The organism is Actinoplanes sp. NPDC026670 (genome assembly GCF_040638175.1).
GTDB lineage: Bacteria > Actinomycetota > Actinomycetes > Mycobacteriales > Micromonosporaceae > Actinoplanes.
In genome coordinates this window covers 39,953-59,543 of sequence record NZ_JBEZXU010000051.1, presented here as the reverse complement: position 1 = coordinate 59,543, position 19,591 = coordinate 39,953, and the positions used below count along the sequence as shown (strand labels likewise).

Here is a 19,591-nt window from a genome sequence, read left to right as displayed (position 1 = left end):
CGCCGAAACCCGTCTCTCCACTTGCGGTTTCCGCCAGGCGGCGTTTTCGGGAGCGATCGCGCGTACGCCGTGTCCGCTGTTGCGTGGCTTCGGCAGGGGAGGGTGTGCCCGGTGGCGGATGTCCGGTCCGCCGGGGGTGGAGGCGTGTGATGGGCGGGGCCGCCATGACGGCACGACGACAGGCCGATGGAGCGACCGTGATGGATGTCCGGGGGAGTCTCGACGCGTCCACCGTCGGCGGGCTGCGGGTCGCGATGCTCGACGCCCTGAACCGGGACCGGCCCCGGTTGATGATCGTGGACCTGACCCTCGTCACGTTCATGGATTCGACCGGGATCGGGCTGCTCGTCGGCGGGCACCGGTCGGCGCTCGATCTGGGCGCCCGGTTCGTGGTGCGCAATCCCAGCGAGTTCGTGCATCGGCAGCTGCGGCTCACCGGACTCACCGGGCTGCTCGGATTGTCCTCGGCCAACGCGGCGCCGGGCTGGCGGACCGGCGGCTGACGATCGTCCGCACCAGCTTCACCGCCCTCGTGACGGCGCCGCGCTGACGGTACTGCGGTGACCCGGCCGCCGGTCGCTTCACCGGGTTCGGGCCGGCGCTCCGCCGATCTGGACCGGGAAGTTGATCGGGCCTCGGATCAGGCCCGAGCTGCGGCGGCGGATCGTGCCGGCCCGCTGGAGGCCCGGCATCCGTTCGGCCAGGAGCTGGAGAGCGATCGTCGCCTCCAGGCGGGCCAGCGGCGCGCCCACGCAGTAGTGGATGCCGCTGGAGAACGCCAGGTGATCGGCCTCCGGGGTGCGGTGGATGTCGAACCGGCCGGGATCGGTGAACACCGCCGGGTCCCGGCCGGCCGCGCCGATCAGCGTCACCACGAACTGCCCGGCCCGGACCCGCTGACCGGCCAGCTCCAGGTCCTCCTGGGCGCACCGCCCGGTCCGCTGCACCGGCGGATCCCAGCGCAGCGTCTCCTCGACCGCCGGTCCGGCCAGACCGGCCGGGTCGGCACACAGCGCCTCCCACTGCTCCGGATGGTCGAGCAGCGCGTTGACCGCGTTGCCGATCAGGTTGACCGTCGTCTCGAACCCGGCGACCAGCAGCAGCCGCAGCATCGGCAGGATCTCGGGTGCCGAGATCTGGTCGCCCTCGGTGGCCAGGATGCGGCCGATCACGTCGTCGACGGGCGTGGCCCCGGACTCCAGCGCCGCCCGGCGGGACGCGATCAACCGGATGAACACGTCGTCGAGCTCCGCCTTCGCGGTCTGCAGACGGGCGGCGTGGCTCAGCGAGCGGATGCCGTCCAGCGCGCTGCCGATGGCCGCGCCGTGCCTGGCGAACCCGGCCGCGTCACTGTCCGGAATACCGAGCAGGTCGCTGATCACCGCGATCGGAAGCGGCGCCGAGAAGCCGCTCACCAGGTCGAACGTGCCCTGCTCGGCGGCCGCGCCGAGGAGCTTGTCGACGGTCTGCTCGACCTGCGGGCGGAACCCGGTGATCTGCCGTGGACTGAACGACGGCTGGGCCAGGCGGCGTAGCCGGGTGTGGTCGGGCGGATCACGGTCCAGGAACGACATGTCGACCTGCTGACCCGGTGCGGCCGGGCCGGTCGTTGCCGACGCCATCACCCCGAACCGGCGGTCGCGCAGAACGGTGTTGCACACCTGATGGCTGACCGTCACGAAGTTGCCGAGGCGGGTCGGCACCAGATCGCCCTGAGCGCGGAGACCCTCGTAGATCGCGTACGGATCGTGGCGGCCGGGCGCCAGGTGCAGCCGGGACATCGGGTCACCGTGGACGTAGCCGTGATAGGCGATGTCGAGCCGGCGACGGTACAGGGTGGTGGCGAAACGTAGAGCGCGCAACGGGTCCCCCTTGCCCTGTCTGGTTTGCCCTCGCATCGAGCCTAGGGCCGGAGGGACCCGTCACGGTGTGACAGATGTCAGTCGAGTTCGACCGCGTAGCCGATCACGTGGGCGAGAGCGGCGTTCCAGTTGATGGTCAGCTCGTTGGTGGCCCACGAGCCGATGTCGTCGATGTAGCAGAACTGGCCGGTGCAGCCCTTCAGCTTGCTCTGCGCGACCGGGTCCTGGATCGACGAGTTCGGGCCACCGGCCAGGGTGCCGGCCGGCGGGTGCGGCAGCGACGGGTCGAGTTGCGCGGCGTACCAGCGGCTGTGCTGGTTCTGCGAGGCGACCTCGCCGTACCCGGTGACGTAGGAGATGTTCAGCGCGTTGCGGCCGAACAGGTAGTCCAGGCCGGTGAGCAAGCCGTCGCGGTAGCGGTCCTTTCCGGTGAGGCGGTGCGCGGCCGCGATCACCACCAGGTTGTTGGCGATGACGCTGCTGGAGCCCCAGTCCCAGACGTTGTTCGCCGGGGCGTAGGCGACTCCGTACGGGTGCTGGTGCTGGATCGTCAGGTACTTGTCGGCGCCCTTGATGACCTGCCACTTCACCTTGGACAGGCCGGGCAGCCCGTTCGGGACCAGCGCCAGATCGATCTTCGCGGCGGCCGCGGTGGCCGCCCAGTCGAACGCCACCTGGCCGAACACGTCGGCGGTGTGCTCCGGGCTGGCCAGGATGTCGGCCGCGTACTTCTTCTCGCCGGTGGTCAGATAGAGCTCGGCGGCCGCCCAGTAGAAGTCGTCGCTGACCTTGGCGTCGTTGTACGCGCCGCCGCCGATCCCGTCGGACTCCGGGGCGAGCAGGTCCGGGTGGGCCTTGGCCGCGGTGTACGCGGTCCGGGCCGCGCTCAGGGCACGGGCCGCGAACGCCCGGTCGTACCTGGCGTAGAGCCGGGCCGCCTGGGCCGCCGTGGCCGCCAGGTTCAGGGTCGCGGCGGTGGAGACCGGGTGCAGTTCACGGGGCTGCGGGTCGAGGTGCGGCAGCAGCGGCAGGCCGGTCCACGCCTGGTCGTGGATCTTGTGGTGGACCAGTCCGGCGTTCGTCTCACCGGCCGGGACCTGCATGCTCAGCAGGAACTCCAGCTCCCAGCGGGCCTCGTCGAGGATGTCCGGGACACGGTTGCCGCTCTCCGGGATGTCCAGGTCGAGTTTGCGGGAGCCACGGTTGTGCTCGTACTCGGCGAGCAGCTCCCACACCGAGATGCCGCCGTTGACCACGTATTTGCCGTGGTCGCCGGCGTCGTACCAGCCGCCGCGCACGTCCAGGGTGTAGTCGCAGACGCCCGGCTGGCAGGGGACAGCGCCGTCGCCCTGGTTGGGGGCCACGTCGACGTGACCGGCGGGGCGGGCGTACCCGGGCCGTAGGTCGTTGCTGATCTCGATACCGCTGCGCTGCGTGTAGTACATCCGCAGAGCGTCGGCGCGCAGTTGGTCGTACCCATGCGAATCGATGTCGAACGGCCGGGAGACCTCGCCGTCGGCAGCCAGGGTGAGGCCGGTCGCCCTCCTGTTGAATTTTCCGAAGTCGATGGTGTGGACGTTCTGGCCGGAGGACGCGTCGATGCCGCGCGGGGCCGACCGGCCGTGGGCCAGGACGCGGCCGGTGCTGCTGCGAAGCTCCCACGGCAAGGCCGTCGTCGAGTCGGTGACCAGGGTGGCGACCTTCGGGCCGTCCGGCAGGTAGGCAACCTGGTTGACCCGCACGCGCGGGCCGGTGTCGGGCTCGTAGACCTCCGGCGGCACGCCGCCGACCAGCGAGACGTTGTCGACACAGAAGCGCCACGGGTCCGGGCTGCCGCCGACCTGGAAGGCGACCTGGCCCTGGGCGGTGCTCGCGTTGGCGGTGAAGGTCCACTCGTAGTGCTGCCAGTCGCCGAGGACCGGCGACTGCTCGAAGTAGGTGTCGTAGGGGCTGACCGAGAGGCCGGTGATCGCGCGGACCACATGTCCGGCGTCGCCGCTCGCGTCGAAACTGAACCGGTACGTCTCGCCGGCGACCAGGTCGATGTCGTTCTGGCCGACCGCGGCGTCCCAGCGGTTCACCGTGCCACCGGGCACGTCGACGCACGCGCGGCCGTCGGTCAGGCCGATCGTCATGCCCGCGTTGGTCCAGAAGGGGTCCGTGCCGTTGTCGAAACCGCCGTTCACGACCTGTTCGACTTCTTCGGCCTGGGCCGGCGCCGCGGCGCCGGCGATCAGCAGCAAGGTGATTGCGGCAATGTTGCGGGAGCGCTCCCAGAGATCCATGGAAACATATTGATTGCGTACGTGTTGCGGCGTCAACGCCCCTGATCGCGGATCCACGCGTCGATCAGGCCGCCGAAGTGCGCCAGGAACTTCTCGTGCTCGTGCACCGGGTAGTGGGCGCGGACCGTTTCGCGGAGCAATGACCGGAACTCCTCCGAGGAGACCCAGTCGTAGACGATTTCGTCCACATTGCCCAGGCTTTTCTCGCAGAACTCCCGATACCTCTCGATCTCGAAGTAGTCGTCCGCCAGCTTTCGGTACTCCGCCAGCTTCTCGGCATACGTGCGATCGGAATCGGCCACCGCGAAATACGCCGCCGTGTCCATGTCCAACCGGGGCCGCCGATCGGTCACCACGCAGAACACCGTCCACCGCAGAAGCGCCGTCATCGCCCACGGAAAATAGTAGTGCAACGACGTCAGCGACACGTCCGGGCAGGCGTTCGCATAATCGATCGGGTGTACGTCGTCGGCGCGCACGAGTGATTCACAGGAATTGAACTCCCACCTGAAGAACGCGTTCACCAACCGGGAGATCGTCACCACCTCGTCGCCCGCGCCGGCCGACAGGAAATTGTGGTCCACCTCGTAGCGGGCGTGCATCGGCTGCTCCGGGCGGAACTTCATCACCATCGTCTCCGGCCCGATGCTCAGACTGCGGGCGAACACGTCGTAGCCCTCGACCGACGCCTGAAGATGCATCAGCCGCTCCCCCGACGCGTCATAGGCGGCGTGCAGCTCAGCCGGATTCCGGATCTTCGAGACCCCCACCCAGGCGCCGCCGTCATACGGTTTCATCCACAGCGGATAACCGATCGCGGCGGCCGTCGCCTCCAGATCGAACGGGCGGTTGTAGCGTTCCGCGGTATACGCCCAGCGGGAATTCTCCAGCGGATTCTTGAACGGCACCAGAACCGTCTCCGGCACCTTCAGGCCGAGCCGCATCATCGCGCAATAGGCCGCGTGCTTCTCCATCGACTGGAACGTGAACGGGCTGTTCAACAGGTAGACGCCGTCCATCAGCGCGACCTTCTTCAGCCACTCGCGCGGGTGGTAGTACCAGTACGCCAGGCGGTCGATGACCAGGTCGTGTCTCGGGGTGTCACGCAGGTTGAACGGCTCGATCGTCACCCGTACCGGCCGGGCCCGGTGACTCCGCCCGTCCGCCCCGGAGACCACCCCGAGCCGCCGCAGCAACGCCTCGTAGGCGCGCGGCCAGTCGTCCTCGGTGCCCAGCAGCATGCCGATGGTGTGCTCGACGTCGGCCACATCGCCTCCCCTAGATCCACACCCGTCGCAACAGGCCGGTCAGGTGCGGATGCAGCGCATCCCGCCATCCGGTCCACGTGTGCGCGTCCGGGTTCTCCGCGAATTCCACGGCATACCCCTGCTGTCGCAGCGAATCCGCCATGTCCCGGTTGTTCGCCAGGTTCTCCTCGGCGGCGCCGCACGTCAGCGACACCGGAATCGCCGGCCCGCTCCCCGAGTGCCGAATCGGACCGCTCCCCGCGTGCCCGATCGGGCCGCTTCCCGCGTGCCGCATCGGGCTGCTACCCGCCTGCTGCATCGGATCGCTTCCTGCGTGCCGCATCGGGCCGCTTCCTGCGTGCCGCATCAGGCCGGTGAATCGGGCGATCCGCCGGAACAACCGGAAACCGGCCTCCTGCCCGTCGTGCCGCGGCTGGAAATAGCTCCCCGATTGCAGGAACAGGCCGGCGAACGACTCCGGGAACCGCCATTGCGCGTGCAGCATCGCCAGCGCGCCGAGGCTCACACCGGCGCCCACCACCGGTCCACCGCCCAGCCGAGCCCTGATTCGCGGCAGCAACTCCCGCGCCAGGAATCGGGCGTATCCCGGGTCGGCGGCGTAGATCCGCTCGCGCTCGCCACCTTTCCGCGGCGGCGGTTTCCGGCTCTGCCCGGCCGACGGCAGGAGTGCCGGCCGGTTTTGTCCGGCCGGCGGCAGTACCTGCCGGTTTTGCCTGGCCGGCGGCAGGAGTGCTGGCCGGTCTTGTCTGGCCGGCGGCCGGAGTGCCGGCTGGTCTTGTCTGGCCGGCGGCAGGAGCACCAGATGGAAAGGACGGACGCGGCCCGACTCGATGGCTGTCGCTACGTAATCGCCCAGTCGGCCGGAACTGTCGTACTCGGGGCCGTCGTGGGCCACCAGAATCCGGCCGGTATCGACGCGCGGTGACCAGATCCGGGCCGTCAGGCCCGGCAACGGCATCCGCCGCCAGGTTCCCGCCGCAGCCGGCGCCGCCAGCCAGTCCGGCTCGGTGTAGTCCGGGCAGCGAAGCTCCGCCGGCGCCGTGCTGCGCCGCTCGCCGTGCGGGCCGACCAGCTCCAGGTGGTAGTCGAGCCGCCACAGCGGTGGCCGCGCGCAGGACCACTCCCAGGCCCCGAGCTCGTCACGAAAGACCAGGTCAGCCTTGATCGCGGAGGACCACAAGCGGACCGCGGCCAGTCGGCGCCCCGGATCGGCATACCGGAATCGGAGCACGGCACCGTCGCACCACGCCCCGCCGGCACCCTCCATGAACGCACACTAGCGCCGCCCGAGCCGTCGCGCCTGCTGTGCGCCATCACCGCCCGCACCCGCCTGCACCCGCCCGCACCCGTCCGGTTCCGTTCCGCTGAGTCCCCGACGCGCCGGGCGGGCGCTCTCATGCCCCGTCGCAGCGGAACTGCCCGGTCCCCGGCCCCTGCCGATCTTGCCCAGCTGGCTCTCACCGCTGTCTCGGTGGCCCTGAGGCGGCGGTGAGAGCCAGCTGGGCTTGATCCACTGCGGGCTGGACAGGCTCGTTGCGGCCGCGAGCCGTCGCTCAGACGGCTTTTGGGTGGCCGATTACCGGTGTGGGTGACGGCTGGTGGTTGGGGGTGGTCGTCAGCCGTCGCTCAGGTGGCTTTTGCGTGTCGGATAACCGTGCTGGGCGACGGCTGGCGGTCTGTGTTGCGGGCGGTCTCGGTTCGTCGGGCGGTGACTGGGTTCTGGGGCGGGTGCCACGGCTCGTGGGGTGGCGCAGCTCTTGTGCCTCTCCTGGCTTGGGTGGATGTCGTTGTTTGAGAGGGCTGGGACGTCGTACCGGATGGGGAAGGGGAAATCGGCGCTGGAGGTTGTTTTGCTGCTTTAGCAGCGGAATGGTGGGTTTTGTGGCTCACTAGAGTCGGGGGATGCGGATCCGGATCGAAGGGCGGGAGCTGCCGGGGCGGGCCGGGGCGCCGCAGGCTGCGGCGTTGCGGCTCGGTGGGGTGCAGGTGGGGGTGCAGCGCCGTAAGGAGGTCGTCGAGCGGGTCGCGGTCTTCGAGGAGCTCGCCGTCTGGGAGTTCGATGTGGACAGCCGTGCCGTGGACGGGTTCGTCGACGTGGGTGGGCCCTGGGTGCACGGGCGGCCCGGCGCGCGGTTCCTTTATCTGTGCTGGGGCGCCACCGACACCGGTGGGTTCGCGATGTTCCGGCGGGCCAAGCTGATGTTCGGGGACATTCCGGGAGAGCTGCTCCGGGCCGGTGCCGCCGGTGAATGTGTGCTGGTCGGGCGGCTGGGGCTGACCGGTCCGGACGGTGGCCCACGGTGTGCCCGGGTCAAGCCGCCCGAGATCGTCTGGAGCGCGGGGTGACGGTGGTTACGTTTCCCGGGTGGGCGGGGTCGCGGCGGGCCGAAAGTGTCGGAGGGGCGGCCTAGAGTCGGCGGCATGTTCAGCAACCGTGTCGCGCAGCGCCTTCCGGGGTCGGCATGACCGCGATCGTCCGGGCCGGTGCGGCAGGTGTGCGGGTGCTGCACGGGCTGGTCGGGCGTGATGGCGGGCTGAGCCTCTGGGCCGAGGAGGGGGTGGCCGCCGGAGCCGCCGCCGGGCGGGGCGCCGCGCCTCCGCATCCGTTCGCGGTGGGCGCCGGCGGGCTGCCCGCAGGGGAGCCCCGGGGCGAGGCGACGCTGGTGCTCCCGTCGACCGGGGCCGGGCCGCTGCCGTCGCCGCTGCTGGGGCTTCCGGAGCGGCGGGGCACGCCACGGGCCCGGGCCTGGCGGGTTCCGGCGGTGAGCGTGCCGTTCGTCGATGTGGACGTGGTCGCCGAGTTCGAGGGGCGGGCCGCGCCGTCGGCCGGGTGGCTGGTCGAGTTGTGCGGGTTCGCGGCCGGGCTGGTCCGGCGCGGGCGGGTGCTTCCCGGCGTGCTGATCGACGGTCCACGCCCGGTGGCGCTGTGGCGGCCGGTGGTGACCGGGAGCGACGCGGTGCGGCTCGCGGCGCTGCGTGATCGCATGCCGGCGGCCTGCCGGGCCGAGCAGACCGTCGCCGGGGCGGAGCCGGGCGCCGACGAGGTGGTGGCGGCCGCTCTCGGGCGGCTCGTCGACGGCCTGGTGCGGACCCGGCTGGCCGAGGCCCGGGTGACGCTCGCCGACTACGGGTGGCTGGCCGCGCTGACCGGCGATCCCGAGTTCGACGCCGCGCCCGCGCTCGCCGACACCCTGGCCGGGCGGCTCGGGGCCTGGTTCGAGCAGGCGGCCAGCGGCGCCGAGGTGCGGGTGTGTTTCCGGCTGAGCGACCCGCGCGAGCACGAGCCGGTGATGCCCGCCGAGGTGCCGCTGCCCGAGGACACGTGGCGGCTGGAGTTCCTGTTGCAGGCCGTCGACGAGCCGAGCGTGCTGGTTCCGGCGGCCGACGTCTGGCGCGACAGGTCCGCGCCGCTGCGCCGGTGGACCTCACATCCACAGGAGCGGCTGCTCGCCGGGCTGGGGCGGGCCGCGCGGCTCTATCCCGACCTGGCCGACGCGCTGCACGGCGCCCACCCGGGGCAGATGCTGCTCGACACCGAGGGTGCGCACCGGTTCCTCAGTCACGCCGCGCTGCTGGAGGAGGGCGGCTACGGGGTGCTGCTGCCGGCCTGGTGGCGACGGCGGCCCAGCCTTGGGTTGACGCTCGAGGTGCGTGGGCGCGACCCGGTGTCGCAGGTGCTCCGCGATCGGGCGGTCGGGCTGCGCGAGCTCGTCGGCTACCAGTGGGGGCTGGCGCTCGGCGGGCACACCCTCACCGAGGACGACCTGACCGACCTGGCCCGGGCCAAGGTGCCACTGGTGCGGCTGCGCGGGCGGTGGGTGTTCCTCGATCCGGAGCGGCTCGCCGCCGGGCTGGCGTTCCTGCGGCGTGGCGGTGGGCGGATGACCGCCGGCGACGCGCTGCGCCTGGTGCGGTTGCTGCCACCCGAGGAGCTGCCACTTCCGGTCACCGATGCCCGGGGTGAGGGCTGGCTGGCCGACCTGCTCAGCGGGCGCCTCGACCAGCGGCTGGAGCTGCTGCCACCACCCAGGGGATTCGTGGGGGCGCTCCGGCCGTACCAGATCAGGGGCTTCTCGTGGTTGGCCTTTCTCGACTCGCTGGGGCTCGGCGCGTGTCTCGCCGACGACATGGGCCTGGGCAAGACCGTGCAGCTCCTTGCGCTGCTGCTGCACCACCGGGAGGGGCCGGCGCTGCTGGTCTGCCCCCTGTCGGTGCTCGGCAACTGGCAGCGGGAGGCCGGGCGGTTCGCGCCGTCGCTGCGGGTGCGGGTGCTGCACGGCGCCGACCGGGAGGAGCCGGCGGTTCTCGCCGGGGAGGCCGACGTGGTGCTCACCACCTACGCGACCGCGGTGCGTGACGCCGACGCGCTGGCCGCGATCTCGTGGGATCGGGTGGTGCTCGACGAGGCGCAGCACATCAAGAACAGTGGTGGGGCCGCCGCGCGGGCGGTGCGGCGGTTCCCGGCACGTAACCGGATCGCGCTGACCGGCACCCCGGTGGAGAACAGGCTGGCCGAGCTGTGGTCGATCCTCGACTTCGTCAATCCGGGGATCCTGGCGTCGGCGCACACGTTCCGGGCGCGGTTCGCGGTGCCGATCGAGCGATATGCGGAGGAGGACGCGGCGGCCCGGCTGCGGCAGGCGACCCGGCCGTTCCTGCTCCGGCGGACCAAGGCCGATCATGGCATCGCCGGTGAGCTGCCGGCCAAACGGCACGTCCGGCACCTGTGCGGGATGACGCTGGAGCAGGTCAGTCTGTATCGTGCGGTCCTCGACGAGCTGCTGGAACGCCTCGCCGAACCGGGCGAGAAATGGCGCAAGGGCCTGGTGCTGGCCGCGATGACCAAACTGAAACAGGCCTGCGTGCATCCGGCGCTGCTGCTGAAGGACGCTTCGCCGCTGCCCGGCCGGTCCGGCAAGATCGACCGGCTGGAGGAGATCGTCGACCATGCGCTCGGGGCGGGGGAGAGCGTGCTGTGCTTCACGCAGTTCGCCCGGTTCGGGACGATGCTCACGCCGCATCTGACCGCCCGGTTCGGGGTGCCGGTGCGGTTCCTGCACGGCGGGACTCCGCGCGGGGCCCGGGACAGCATGGTCGCCGACTTCCAGCGGGCCGAGCGGCCGGGGGTGTTCGTGCTGTCGCTGAAAGCCGGTGGCACCGGGCTCAACCTGACCGCCGCCAACCACGTGGTGCACATCGACAGGTGGTGGAATCCGGCCACCGAGAGTCAGGCGTCCGATCGTGCGTTCCGTATCGGGCAGCGCCGGGACGTGCACATCCACACCCTGGTCTGCCTCGGCACCCTGGAGGAGCGCATCGACCGGGTGCTCAGCGACAAGGGCGTTCTCGCCGAACGGGTGGTCGGGTCCGGCGAGGGCTGGCTCAGCGCCCTGTCCGCGGGGGAGATCCGCGACCTGTTCGCTCTCGCGCCGGAGGCCATCGTTGACTGACTTCTCCCCGGCGTTCCTGGGCATGTTCGAGTCCCTGCGGATGGGGCCGACCTTCGCTCGTGGGCGCCGCGACGAACGGGCCGGGCACGTCCGCAGCCTCACCGTCTCCGGCAGTCTCGTCGTCGCCCTGGTTCGTGGGCCCGATGATCCGAATGCTTTCCGGGCTCGGATCGCGGTGCGGGCGTTCGGCGCGTCCGAGTGGGCTCGGGTGGAGAAGACGCTGGTCAGCGAGGCGAGGTATGTCGCTGACCTGCTTGACGGGCGGATGCCGCCCGGCATCGATGCGGTCTTCGCGGAAGCCGGGCTCGGGCTGTTGCCGTTGTCGCTCGACGAGGTCGCGATGGACTGCACCTGCGAGCGATGGCCGATGCCGTGCGCCCATCTGGCCGCCACCTGTTATGCGCTGGCCCGGGCGTTCGAGAGTGATCCGTTCGAGGTTTTCACCTGGCGGGGGCGACCACGTGACGAACTGCTGATGCGGCTTCGTCGCCTGCGGGAGGCGTCCGCCGTCGACTCGTCGGTGGGCGCGGGTTCCGGCGGCGCCACCTCTCGGAGCGGAGGGGTGGGCGAGACCAGGAGAGACGACGGCTCGGAAGGCGATCGGGCGGCTGCGGGTCGCCCCGTGCCGGCGGCTGATCCGGCCACGTTCTGGGGAGACGCCGGGTGGTCGGAAACGTCCGGTGCCGGCGCTTTCGCACGGGCGGCCGGAGAGCCGGCGGCAGGAGGGGCGGAGGTCCCGGGGGCCTTCGGCGAGTCGGAGGGGGCCGGGAGTCCGGGGTTTTACGCGACGGGGGAGGGGCGTGGGCGCATGCTCCGGCCGGATGCGTTGCTTGATCAGCTTGATGCTCCCGGGCTGACGCATGGCGGGCGGCCGGTCACCGAGGTGCTGCGGGTGGCGTATCAGGCGCTGCCGGACTCCTCGGAAACCGATTGAGGGTCTGTCCCGCCTCGGGTCTGTCCGGTTCGTGCGGGTGGGGCCGGCGGGGCTGTCGGTCGTCGCGTTCGGCGTGGTGGCGGTGGTGGCTGCGGGAGAACCGAGCGCCGGGGTAAGCGATGTGACCGGAGCGGGCAGTTGTTGGGAAACGGTCCAGAGTGAATGCCGGTTCTAGTATTCAAAGTACCTTTTTGCATATTGTGAAGAGGCGTATCGCGGGACGTGCCGGGTAGCCGGAGCCTGACCGGTCGGGTTGATGAAATCCCTGGTCAGGTGCCTTTGGTGAGTAAACCCAGAACCGGCAATCCTGGCTTTACGGACACAAGCCGGGTCGTCCGAACGGTCAGCATTCCGGCAAACCCCGGGTTCCCCTTTGAGGGCCGTGATGAGGTTGGCAAGTCATGGCGATTTGTCCTGAAAAGGTGTGACAATGAAAAACCCGAAGCGAATGCTCGCGGTTGCCGGCATGAGCCTGGTAGTTGCCGGAGCGCTGGGCATAGCATCTCCCGCACCCGCGGCCGAGCCTGCACCGCAGGCTGCGGAAAAGGCCGCGCCCTCGTCGTCGCTGCTGGCGACCGATGGCTGGGACGATGACGACTACGTGGTCGGCATGTACAGCAGCCTCTCCCTGTGCCAGAAGGCCGGTGCCTACGGCATCGCGCAGGGCGCATGGGACGACTTCGACTACCGCCTCGCGTCCATTCCCGGCCGCGGTGACGTCTACGTCCTCTCGGTGCCGGAGAACAACTGGCGCTGGAGCGCCTGGGGCGGTGGATGGCCCGACAACTGGCTGTACCGGCCCACCTACGTGCTCAACGCCTACGACATCGGCGTCGGGTACCGGCACCCGTTCTGGCAGTGGCCGGGCGTGCGGTTCGGACCCTGGGGTCACGGCCACGGACACGGCCACGGCGGCGGCTGGGGCGGCGGCTGGGGTGGCGGTTGGGGCGGCGGCCACGGCGGCGGCTTCGGCGGCGGCCATGGCGGTGGCTTCGGCGGCGGCCACGGTGGTGGCTTCGGTGGCGGTCACGGTGGCGGGTTCGGCGGCGGTCACGGCGGCGGCCATGGTGGCGGCCGCGGCGGCGTCGCCTAGCGTTGCCCAGGCAGTGGATGTCCCAACATGACGAAGCGGGCCGCACCGAGAGGTGCGGCCCGCTTCGATTGCGTCACGGCTACCAGGCGACGGGGGCGTAGTCCTTCAGGAAACAGCCGTACAGGTCCTCACCCTGCTCGCCACGGACGATCGGGTCATACACCCGGGCCGCGCCGTCCACCAGGTCGAGCGGAGCGTGGAAGCCCTCCTCGTGCAGGCGCATCTTCGTCGGGTGCGGCCGTTCGTCGGTGATCCAGCCGGTGTCGACGCTGGTCATCAGGATGCCGTCGGCGAACATGTCCTCCGCGCTCGTGCGGGTCAGCATGTTCAGCGCCGCCTTCGCCATGTTCGTGTGCGGGTGGCCGGCGCCCTTGTAACCGCGGGCGAAGATGCCTTCCATGGCCGACACGTTCACCACATAGCGGCGCGGGAACTTCGACGCCGTCATCGCCGGGCGCAGGCGGCTGACCAGGATGAACGGGGCCGTCACGTTGCAGAGCTGCACTTCCAGCAGCTCCAGCGGCGCGACCTCGTGGACCCGGTCGCTCCAGCTGTTCGTCGACGTGGTGTCCGGGACCAGGCCGCCCGCGTCGATCGCCACCGAACGGGCGGTCAGCGCCATCTCGGTGACCTCCTTCGGTGACAGCGTGGGCGGGTGCGCCGCCGTCAGCGCCGCCGCCGGCGAGGACCCGATCGACGCGGCGCCACCGAAGAACTCCAGCTCAGGCAGCGGTCCGTCGGGCAACGGGGCCGACTCGGCGGCCACCAGCTCGGAATAGGCGCCTGGCGTACGCCGTACCGTCTGGGCTGCGTTGTTGATCAGAATGTCCAGCGGACCGCGGGCCGCGACCGACTCGGCCAGGCCGACGACCTGCGCCGGGTCCCGCAGATCGATGCCGACCACCCGCAGCCGGTGCAGCCAGTCGGCGCTGTCGGGCATCGCCGCGAAGCGGCGGACCGCGTCGTGCGGGAACCGCGTCGTGATCGTCAGGTCCGCGCCGTCGCGCAGCAGCCGCAACGCGATGTACATGCCGATCTTGGCGCGCCCGCCGGTGAGCAGCGCCGTCCGGCCGGTCAGGTCGGTCCGCGCGTCCCGCCGCGAATGGTTCAGCTCCGCGCACGACGGGCAGAGCTGGTGGTAGAACGCGTCCACCACGGTGAACCGCTGCTTGCACACATAACAGCCGCGCGCCTGCTTCAGCACCCCCGCGGTCGCGCCACGGACCGTGCTGCGCAGCGGAATCCCGGCCGTCTCGTCGTCGATCCGCCCCGGCGCGCCGGTCGCGGTCGCCTCGGTCACCGCGCGGTCGCTCGCCACGACAGCCTGGCGGCGCTCCTTACGGCGCTGCACCTTCACCGTCTTGAACAGGCCCGCGGTCGCCCGCCGCACCCGCACCGCGTCCGGGTGCTCGGTCGGCAGCTGTTCCACCTCGGCCAGGACCGCCAGGCAGACCGCCAGGCGGTCCGGATCCACACTTACGGCGTCCGGGTCGATGCCGGTCATTTCGTACGTCCCCCTCTGTTCCCTACCCGCACGCACTGTACTTTCCGGCCGGGCCCGCGCCCCACCGGCCGTCCTATCGGCGCGATCCGGCTCACCTGAACAACGAAGCGGCCGCCCGATGATCCGGTGGGATCTTCGGACGGCCGCTTCGCCGGCAGTCAGGGCGCCGGGTCCGGTCCGGGTTCGTCCGCGGTCGGCTCCGGGCCCGGCCGGGCCGGGCCCGGGTGGTCGGCCAGCGAGGCCGGGCGGCGGGTCTGGCGATCGTACGGATGCTCGCCCGACCCACCCGTCCAGGACGGGCCGCCGTTCGCCGGGCGCCTGCTCGGCCGACCCTGGTCGGGCAGGTGATCGGCGAGCGTCGCCGGGCGGACGGTGCCCCGGATCCGGTCGTCCAGTGTCTCCGGGCGGCGGCCCCGCAGGTAGTCGGGCTCGTTCCGCTCGGCCTCGGCGGGCTGCTGGTCGGAAGCGGTCCAGGCGCCCGTGTTGGTGGCCGCGTCAGCCAGGCTCTGCGGCTGGGGGGCGGGGGTGCTCAGCCACTCGTCCAGCGTCTGCGGGCGGCGTGGCTGGTCGGCGTCGCCCGGTGCCGCTGGTTGCACATCGTCGGCCGGGGTCGCCGGCTGCTCGAAAGTCTCGTCCACCGAATCCTCGATCACGTCCGGAAGTGACATGGGGGGTGCCGGTTCGTCGGCGTCGGGCGCCTCCGGAACCGGTGCCGGCTCGGTCGGGATGATCTCGGTGCTCGCCGGTTCTGTGGAAGCTACCGGGTCGGACGGGATCTCGGAATCTTCGATACGCGGAGCATCGGCTTCGATGCTGCCGGTTGCGTCCGGGCGGCTGGAATCGACGGCCGACTGCGCGAGGACGGCCGGGTCGCGCCAGGCGTCGATCTCCGTGGGCTCGGCGGGCTCCAGATCCGAGTCCGTCGCCGGGACCTCGGCTGCCGGTTCAAAGACGATTTCGGATGGTACGGGCGCAGTCGGCTCGAGCTCGATCGGCTCGGGTCCGGTCGTTTCGAGGTCGGCCGGCTCGGGTCCGGTCGTTTCGAGGTCGGCCAGCTCGGGTTCGATCGGCTCGGGTTCGGTCGGCTCAGGTTCGGGTTCGGCCGGCGTTGGCTCGGGTGTGATCGGTGCTGGCTCGGAATCGGTTGTCGCCGTGGGCCACGGGGACTCGTCGGTCTCGTCCACCGTTTCGGGCTCGGGTGTGATCGGTGCTGGCTCGGAATCGGTTGTCGCCGTCGGCCACGGGGACTCGTCGGCCGGTTCCGGCTCGGGGGTGACGACGTCGGCGGAGGCGGGTGCCGGGGCGACGCGCTCGGGCTTCGCCGGGGCGGGCAGGTCGGCCAGGCTTGCCGGGCGGGACCGGTCGACGGCCGGCGTGGCCGGGATGTCGCCGAGGGTCTCCGGGCGGGCGGAATTGCTTCGGCTGGCCAGCCAGTCGTCGAGGGTCTGCGGGCGGGCGGAACCGGGGCGGTCGGCCAGCGGGTGCGGCAGGGTTGCCTCGGGCAGTGCCGGGGCGGGCTCCGACGTGCTTGGGAGCGCGGCGTAGCGGTCCAGCCAGGGGAACGAATCCGGTTCCGGGGCGGTCAGGCTCGCCAGCCGTGGGTCGGCACGCCAGGAGAACGGGTCGGTGACCGGCTCGGGCTCGGGCTTCGGCTCGTCGACCGGAAGAGCCGGCGCAGGGTCTTCGGCGAGGTTCCTCGGCGTGTGATCGGCGGACCACGCGGCCGGCTCGTAAGCAGGTGAGACGGGGTCCGGAGCAGGCTGGTAAGCAGGTGAGACGGGGTCCGGAGCAGGCTCGTAGGGGTGCGGCGCGAATTCGGCGGAAGCTGTCGCCGGCTCGAAGAGCGGTTCCGAGGCTTCGGCCGGAGTCGCTGAGGGCTCCTCGTCGTCGACGAACGGGGCCAGGAAGTAGGCGACCTCCTCGTCCTCGGCGGCGGTGGATTTCTCCACGCGCGTCCGGCCGGTGTCCGTGGATTCGGCTGGTTGCGCCGGCGCGGATTCGGCGTCGTCCGCCGCGAAGGCGACAGGCTCGGGTGCGATCGGCCCGGAACTGACCGGCGAGTCGTCGGTCGGTGCGGACTCGGTGGAGGAGATACCGGTCGCTGCGACGTCACCGGAGGCGATGCCATCGGAAGGGCCGTCGCCAGAAAGGTCGTCGGCGGAAGGGCTGTCGGAGTCGATGCTGAAGGCCGCACTCATCGAGGCCACATCGCCGGAATCCGTGTCCGCGGAGTCGGAGACGGAGGCCGCGTCCACGGAGGCGGCCTCGTCGCTCGAGGGTTCGTCCGTCGTTTCGGGGTCGGCGGATTCGGCGGATTCGGCGAGTTCGTCGGCTGGCTCCGGGGTGACCTCTTCCGGTTCGGGCTCCGGGACGGGTGTCGCCGCGCGGACCGTCTCCTCGGTGAAGAGACCGTTGTAGACGGTCTCCGAGAAGATCACCGGCTCTTCGGGGGCGGGTTCGCCGCTGGGCAGGCGGATGACCTGGGTGGCCGCCGGGTCGTCGGCCGGCAGTTGCAGGACCTGCGTCGCGGACGGGTCGAAGTCGTCAGGTGACTGGGCTTCGGCGTAGGCCTCGATCAGGGACGGTTCGGTGTCCGGCTTGAGGACCTCGGCGCCCGCGGCCAGCGTCGCCTCCACCTCGGCCCACAGGTCGTCGGTCCCGGCCGGCTCGTCCTCCGGCTCCCCGGAACCGGGGATGGCAGCAGACGAATCCTCAGGAGAGGAGGCCGGCGAGGAAGCGGAGGACGGCTCGCCCTCAAGAGAGAGGGCGGGCGGAGAGAGCGAGACCGAAGCGTCCTGGAATGCGCCGGCATCCGGGTCACCGGTGCCCGTCGAAACCTCATTCCCGATCGGGTTATCGGACGCCGTACCAGAGGAGAGGTTTTTCTCGGAGAGGTAATCCAGGACCTTCTCGTAATCCAGGACCACCGTGTTGGAGGTTTCGCTGCCGGAAGGCAGCGCCGCCTGGGCCGGCGCCGCAGGCAACGCCCGCGCGATCAGCGTCCCGTCGAGGACTCGCGTCTCCTCCATCGAAGGATCGACGGGCCGCCAGGCATGCCGCCCGGTGGCCTCCTCCTCGCCGGCGTATTCGGCGAGGCCGGCCTTCTCCTGGAGCCGCCGCAGCGGCCCCGGCGCCCACCACGAGGCGTCCCCGAGAACAGCGAGGACGGCCGGCACGAGCAGCACCCGCACCACGGTGGCGTCGAGGACGAGCGCGATGATCATGCCGACGCCGATGAAGCGCATCGTGGTCACCGACGACAGCGCGAACGCCCCGGTGACGACGATGAGCAGCAGCGCGGCCGCGCTGATGACCCGCCCGGTCCGGGACAGCCCGATGGTGACCGCCTCCCGGGTGGTGGAGCCGCGCAGTCGGGCCTCGACCATCCGGGACAGCAGGAACACCTCGTAGTCGGTCGACAGCCCGAACACGACGGCGGCCATCAGCACCACGATGCCCGCTTCGAGGGGGGTGGGTGTGACGTCGAGCCACGACGCCCCGTGCCCCTCCTGGAAGATCCACACCAATGACCCGAACGTGGCGGTGAGGCTGAGCGCGCTCATCACCACGGCCTTGATCGGCAGCAGGATCGACCCGAACGCCAGGAACATCAGCACCAGCGTCGCCCCGGTGAGCAGCCCGATCATCAGCGGCAGCTTGGCGCCGATCGCTTGCAGGCTGTCGACGTTACGGGCGGTGACCCCGCCGACCAGCAGTTCGGAGCCGGCGGGCGGGGTGAGCGCACGGAGGCCGTCGACCGCGTCGCGGGCCTCGTCACTGAACGCGTCGGTGCTCTTCAGGTCGGCGGTGAGGAGCACCGTGTCCTTGTTGTTGCCGCCGGTGGTGGTGATCTTCTCGACCCCGGCGACCTTCGCGGCTTCCGCGCTGAACGCCTTGACGTCCGGTTTCTTGCCGTTCACGGCGTGCACGACCACCTGCACGCCGTCCGAGGCGAACTGCGGGTAGTCGGTCTTCAGCGTCTCGATCGCGACACGCGACGGGTCCCCGGCGGGCAGCTGCCGTTCGTCGTTCTCGCCGAAGCGGGCGTCGGCGATCGGCAGGGCGAGGACCACGAGGGCGGCGAAGATGGGTACGGCCACCAGCACCGGCCGCCGCAGCACCCATCCGGCGAGCCGTTCCCAGCCCCCGGTGCCGGCGGTGGCCCGGCCGGGCAGCCGGATCGGGATCAGGTCGACGCGCGGCCCGAGCACCGCCAGCAGCGCCGGCAGCAGGGTCAGCGACAGCAGCATGGCCAGGAAGACCGCGGCGAGCCCGCCGTACGCCAGCGACTTGAGGAACCCCTGCGGGAACAGCAGCAGCCCGGCGAGCGCGGTCATCAGCAGGGTGGCCGAGAAGACGACGGTGCGCCCGGCGGTGGCGACGGTACGCCGGACCGCCTCGGACGTGGAGTGGACGGCCTGCTCCTCCCGGAACCGGCCGACCATGAACAGCCCGTAGTCGATGGCCATGCCGAGCCCGAGCAGGCTGGCCACGTTGACGGCGAACGAGTTGACCTCGTGGGTGAGCGCGATCGCGTGCAGCACGCCGAGGGAGCCGAGCACCGCGGCCCCGCCGACCAGCACCGGCAGCGACGCGGCGACCAGCGACCCGAAGATCAGCAGCAGCAGGATCAGCACGATCGGCAGCGACACCATCTCGGCGAAGGCCAGGTCGTCGGTGGACCGCTGCGACGACGCGTGCGCGAGCGGGATGCCGCCGGCCAGCTCGACGTGCGCGCCGGGGATGGTGAGGGCGGCCTCGATGTCGGCGTAGGCGTCCATCTTGGCGGCGTCGTCCTCGCCGGTCAGCGAGATGACGGCGACGGCGCTCGACTTGTCCTTCGACGCGTACGCCGGCGCCTTCTTGTCCCAGTAGGAGCTCTGTGCCTCGACCGCGGACTCGGGCAGCGCGCCGAGCCGTTCCTTGATCCGCTTGGTGAGCGCGGCGTCGTCGATGCTGCCGCCCTGATCGGGCGTGTAGATGGCGATGACGTCGCCACCCTGCCCGCCGGTCGCGGTGACCGCCATCTCGGCGGCCCGGGCCGACTCGCTCCGAGGGTCGTTGTAGCCACCCTCGGTGAGCTGACCGAACACGCCGAGGCCCCAGACGCCGGAGCCGATCACCGCGACGAGCGCGACGATGAGCACCGGCCACCTCAGGCGGGCGACCCGCGATCCCCAGCCCGCGAACACAGG

The 19,591-nt window shown here is 71.1% G+C and carries 11 protein-coding genes; 5 read left to right on the top strand and 6 right to left on the bottom strand.

Annotation, left to right across the window (positions count from 1 at the left end):
- The first annotated feature begins 149 nt into the window (after positions 1-149).
- Positions 150-503, top strand: a complete 354-nt coding sequence (locus tag AB0E94_RS37025) for an STAS domain-containing protein (RefSeq protein ID WP_360336180.1) — start codon at positions 150-152, stop codon at positions 501-503.
- A 78-nt stretch (positions 504-581) separates the two neighbouring features.
- On the opposite strand, the gene AB0E94_RS37020 is transcribed toward AB0E94_RS37025, so the two are convergent.
- The 4 genes from AB0E94_RS37020 to AB0E94_RS37005 form a co-directional block, all read right to left on the bottom strand.
- Positions 582-1,862: a cytochrome P450 gene (locus AB0E94_RS37020; RefSeq protein ID WP_360336178.1), complete on the bottom strand. Its 1,281-nt coding sequence runs from the start codon at positions 1,860-1,862 to the stop codon at positions 582-584.
- Positions 1,863-1,939: 77 nt separating this feature from the next.
- A complete protein-coding gene (locus AB0E94_RS37015; protein WP_360336176.1) occupies positions 1,940-4,147 on the bottom strand; it encodes a glycoside hydrolase family 9 protein in 2,208 nt (735 codons plus the stop codon).
- Between the two features lie 32 nt (positions 4,148-4,179).
- The gene (locus AB0E94_RS37010; protein WP_360336174.1) at positions 4,180-5,415 is read right to left on the bottom strand and encodes a hypothetical protein; all 1,236 of its coding nucleotides are present in this window, start codon (positions 5,413-5,415) and stop codon (positions 4,180-4,182) included.
- Positions 5,416-5,425: 10 nt separating this feature from the next.
- Positions 5,426-6,682, bottom strand: coding sequence for an esterase (locus AB0E94_RS37005; RefSeq protein ID WP_360336172.1), 1,257 nt, complete (start codon positions 6,680-6,682; stop codon positions 5,426-5,428).
- 635 nt (positions 6,683-7,317) lie between these two features.
- Between AB0E94_RS37005 and AB0E94_RS37000 the strand changes: the two genes are divergently transcribed.
- The 4 genes from AB0E94_RS37000 to AB0E94_RS36985 all read left to right on the top strand — a co-directional run bounded on the left by AB0E94_RS37000 (position 7,318) and on the right by AB0E94_RS36985 (position 12,892).
- Entirely contained in the window at positions 7,318-7,761 is a 444-nt protein-coding gene (locus AB0E94_RS37000; protein ID WP_360336170.1) for a DUF5990 family protein, read from the top strand.
- 116 nt (positions 7,762-7,877) lie between these two features.
- Positions 7,878-10,865, top strand: a complete 2,988-nt coding sequence (locus AB0E94_RS36995) for a DEAD/DEAH box helicase (protein WP_360336168.1) — start codon at positions 7,878-7,880, stop codon at positions 10,863-10,865.
- Positions 10,858-11,799 carry a hypothetical protein gene (locus tag AB0E94_RS36990; RefSeq protein ID WP_360336166.1) on the top strand — a complete coding sequence of 314 codons (942 nt, stop codon included), beginning with the start codon at positions 10,858-10,860 and terminating at the stop codon, positions 11,797-11,799. The genes AB0E94_RS36995 and AB0E94_RS36990 overlap by 8 nt, the downstream gene beginning before the upstream one ends.
- A 466-nt stretch (positions 11,800-12,265) precedes the next feature.
- The gene (locus AB0E94_RS36985) at positions 12,266-12,892 is read left to right on the top strand and encodes a hypothetical protein (RefSeq protein WP_360336164.1); all 627 of its coding nucleotides are present in this window, start codon (positions 12,266-12,268) and stop codon (positions 12,890-12,892) included.
- A gap of 79 nt (positions 12,893-12,971) precedes the next feature.
- Here AB0E94_RS36985 and AB0E94_RS36980 read toward each other — a convergent pair whose 3' ends face one another.
- Positions 12,972-14,396 (bottom strand): SDR family NAD(P)-dependent oxidoreductase, encoded by a 1,425-nt coding sequence (locus AB0E94_RS36980; RefSeq protein ID WP_360336162.1) that lies wholly within the window; start codon positions 14,394-14,396, stop codon positions 12,972-12,974.
- Between the two features lie 158 nt (positions 14,397-14,554).
- Positions 14,555-19,543 (bottom strand): MMPL family transporter, encoded by a 4,989-nt coding sequence (locus AB0E94_RS36975; protein ID WP_360336160.1) that lies wholly within the window; start codon positions 19,541-19,543, stop codon positions 14,555-14,557.
- Between the last annotated feature and the right edge of the window lie 48 nt (positions 19,544-19,591).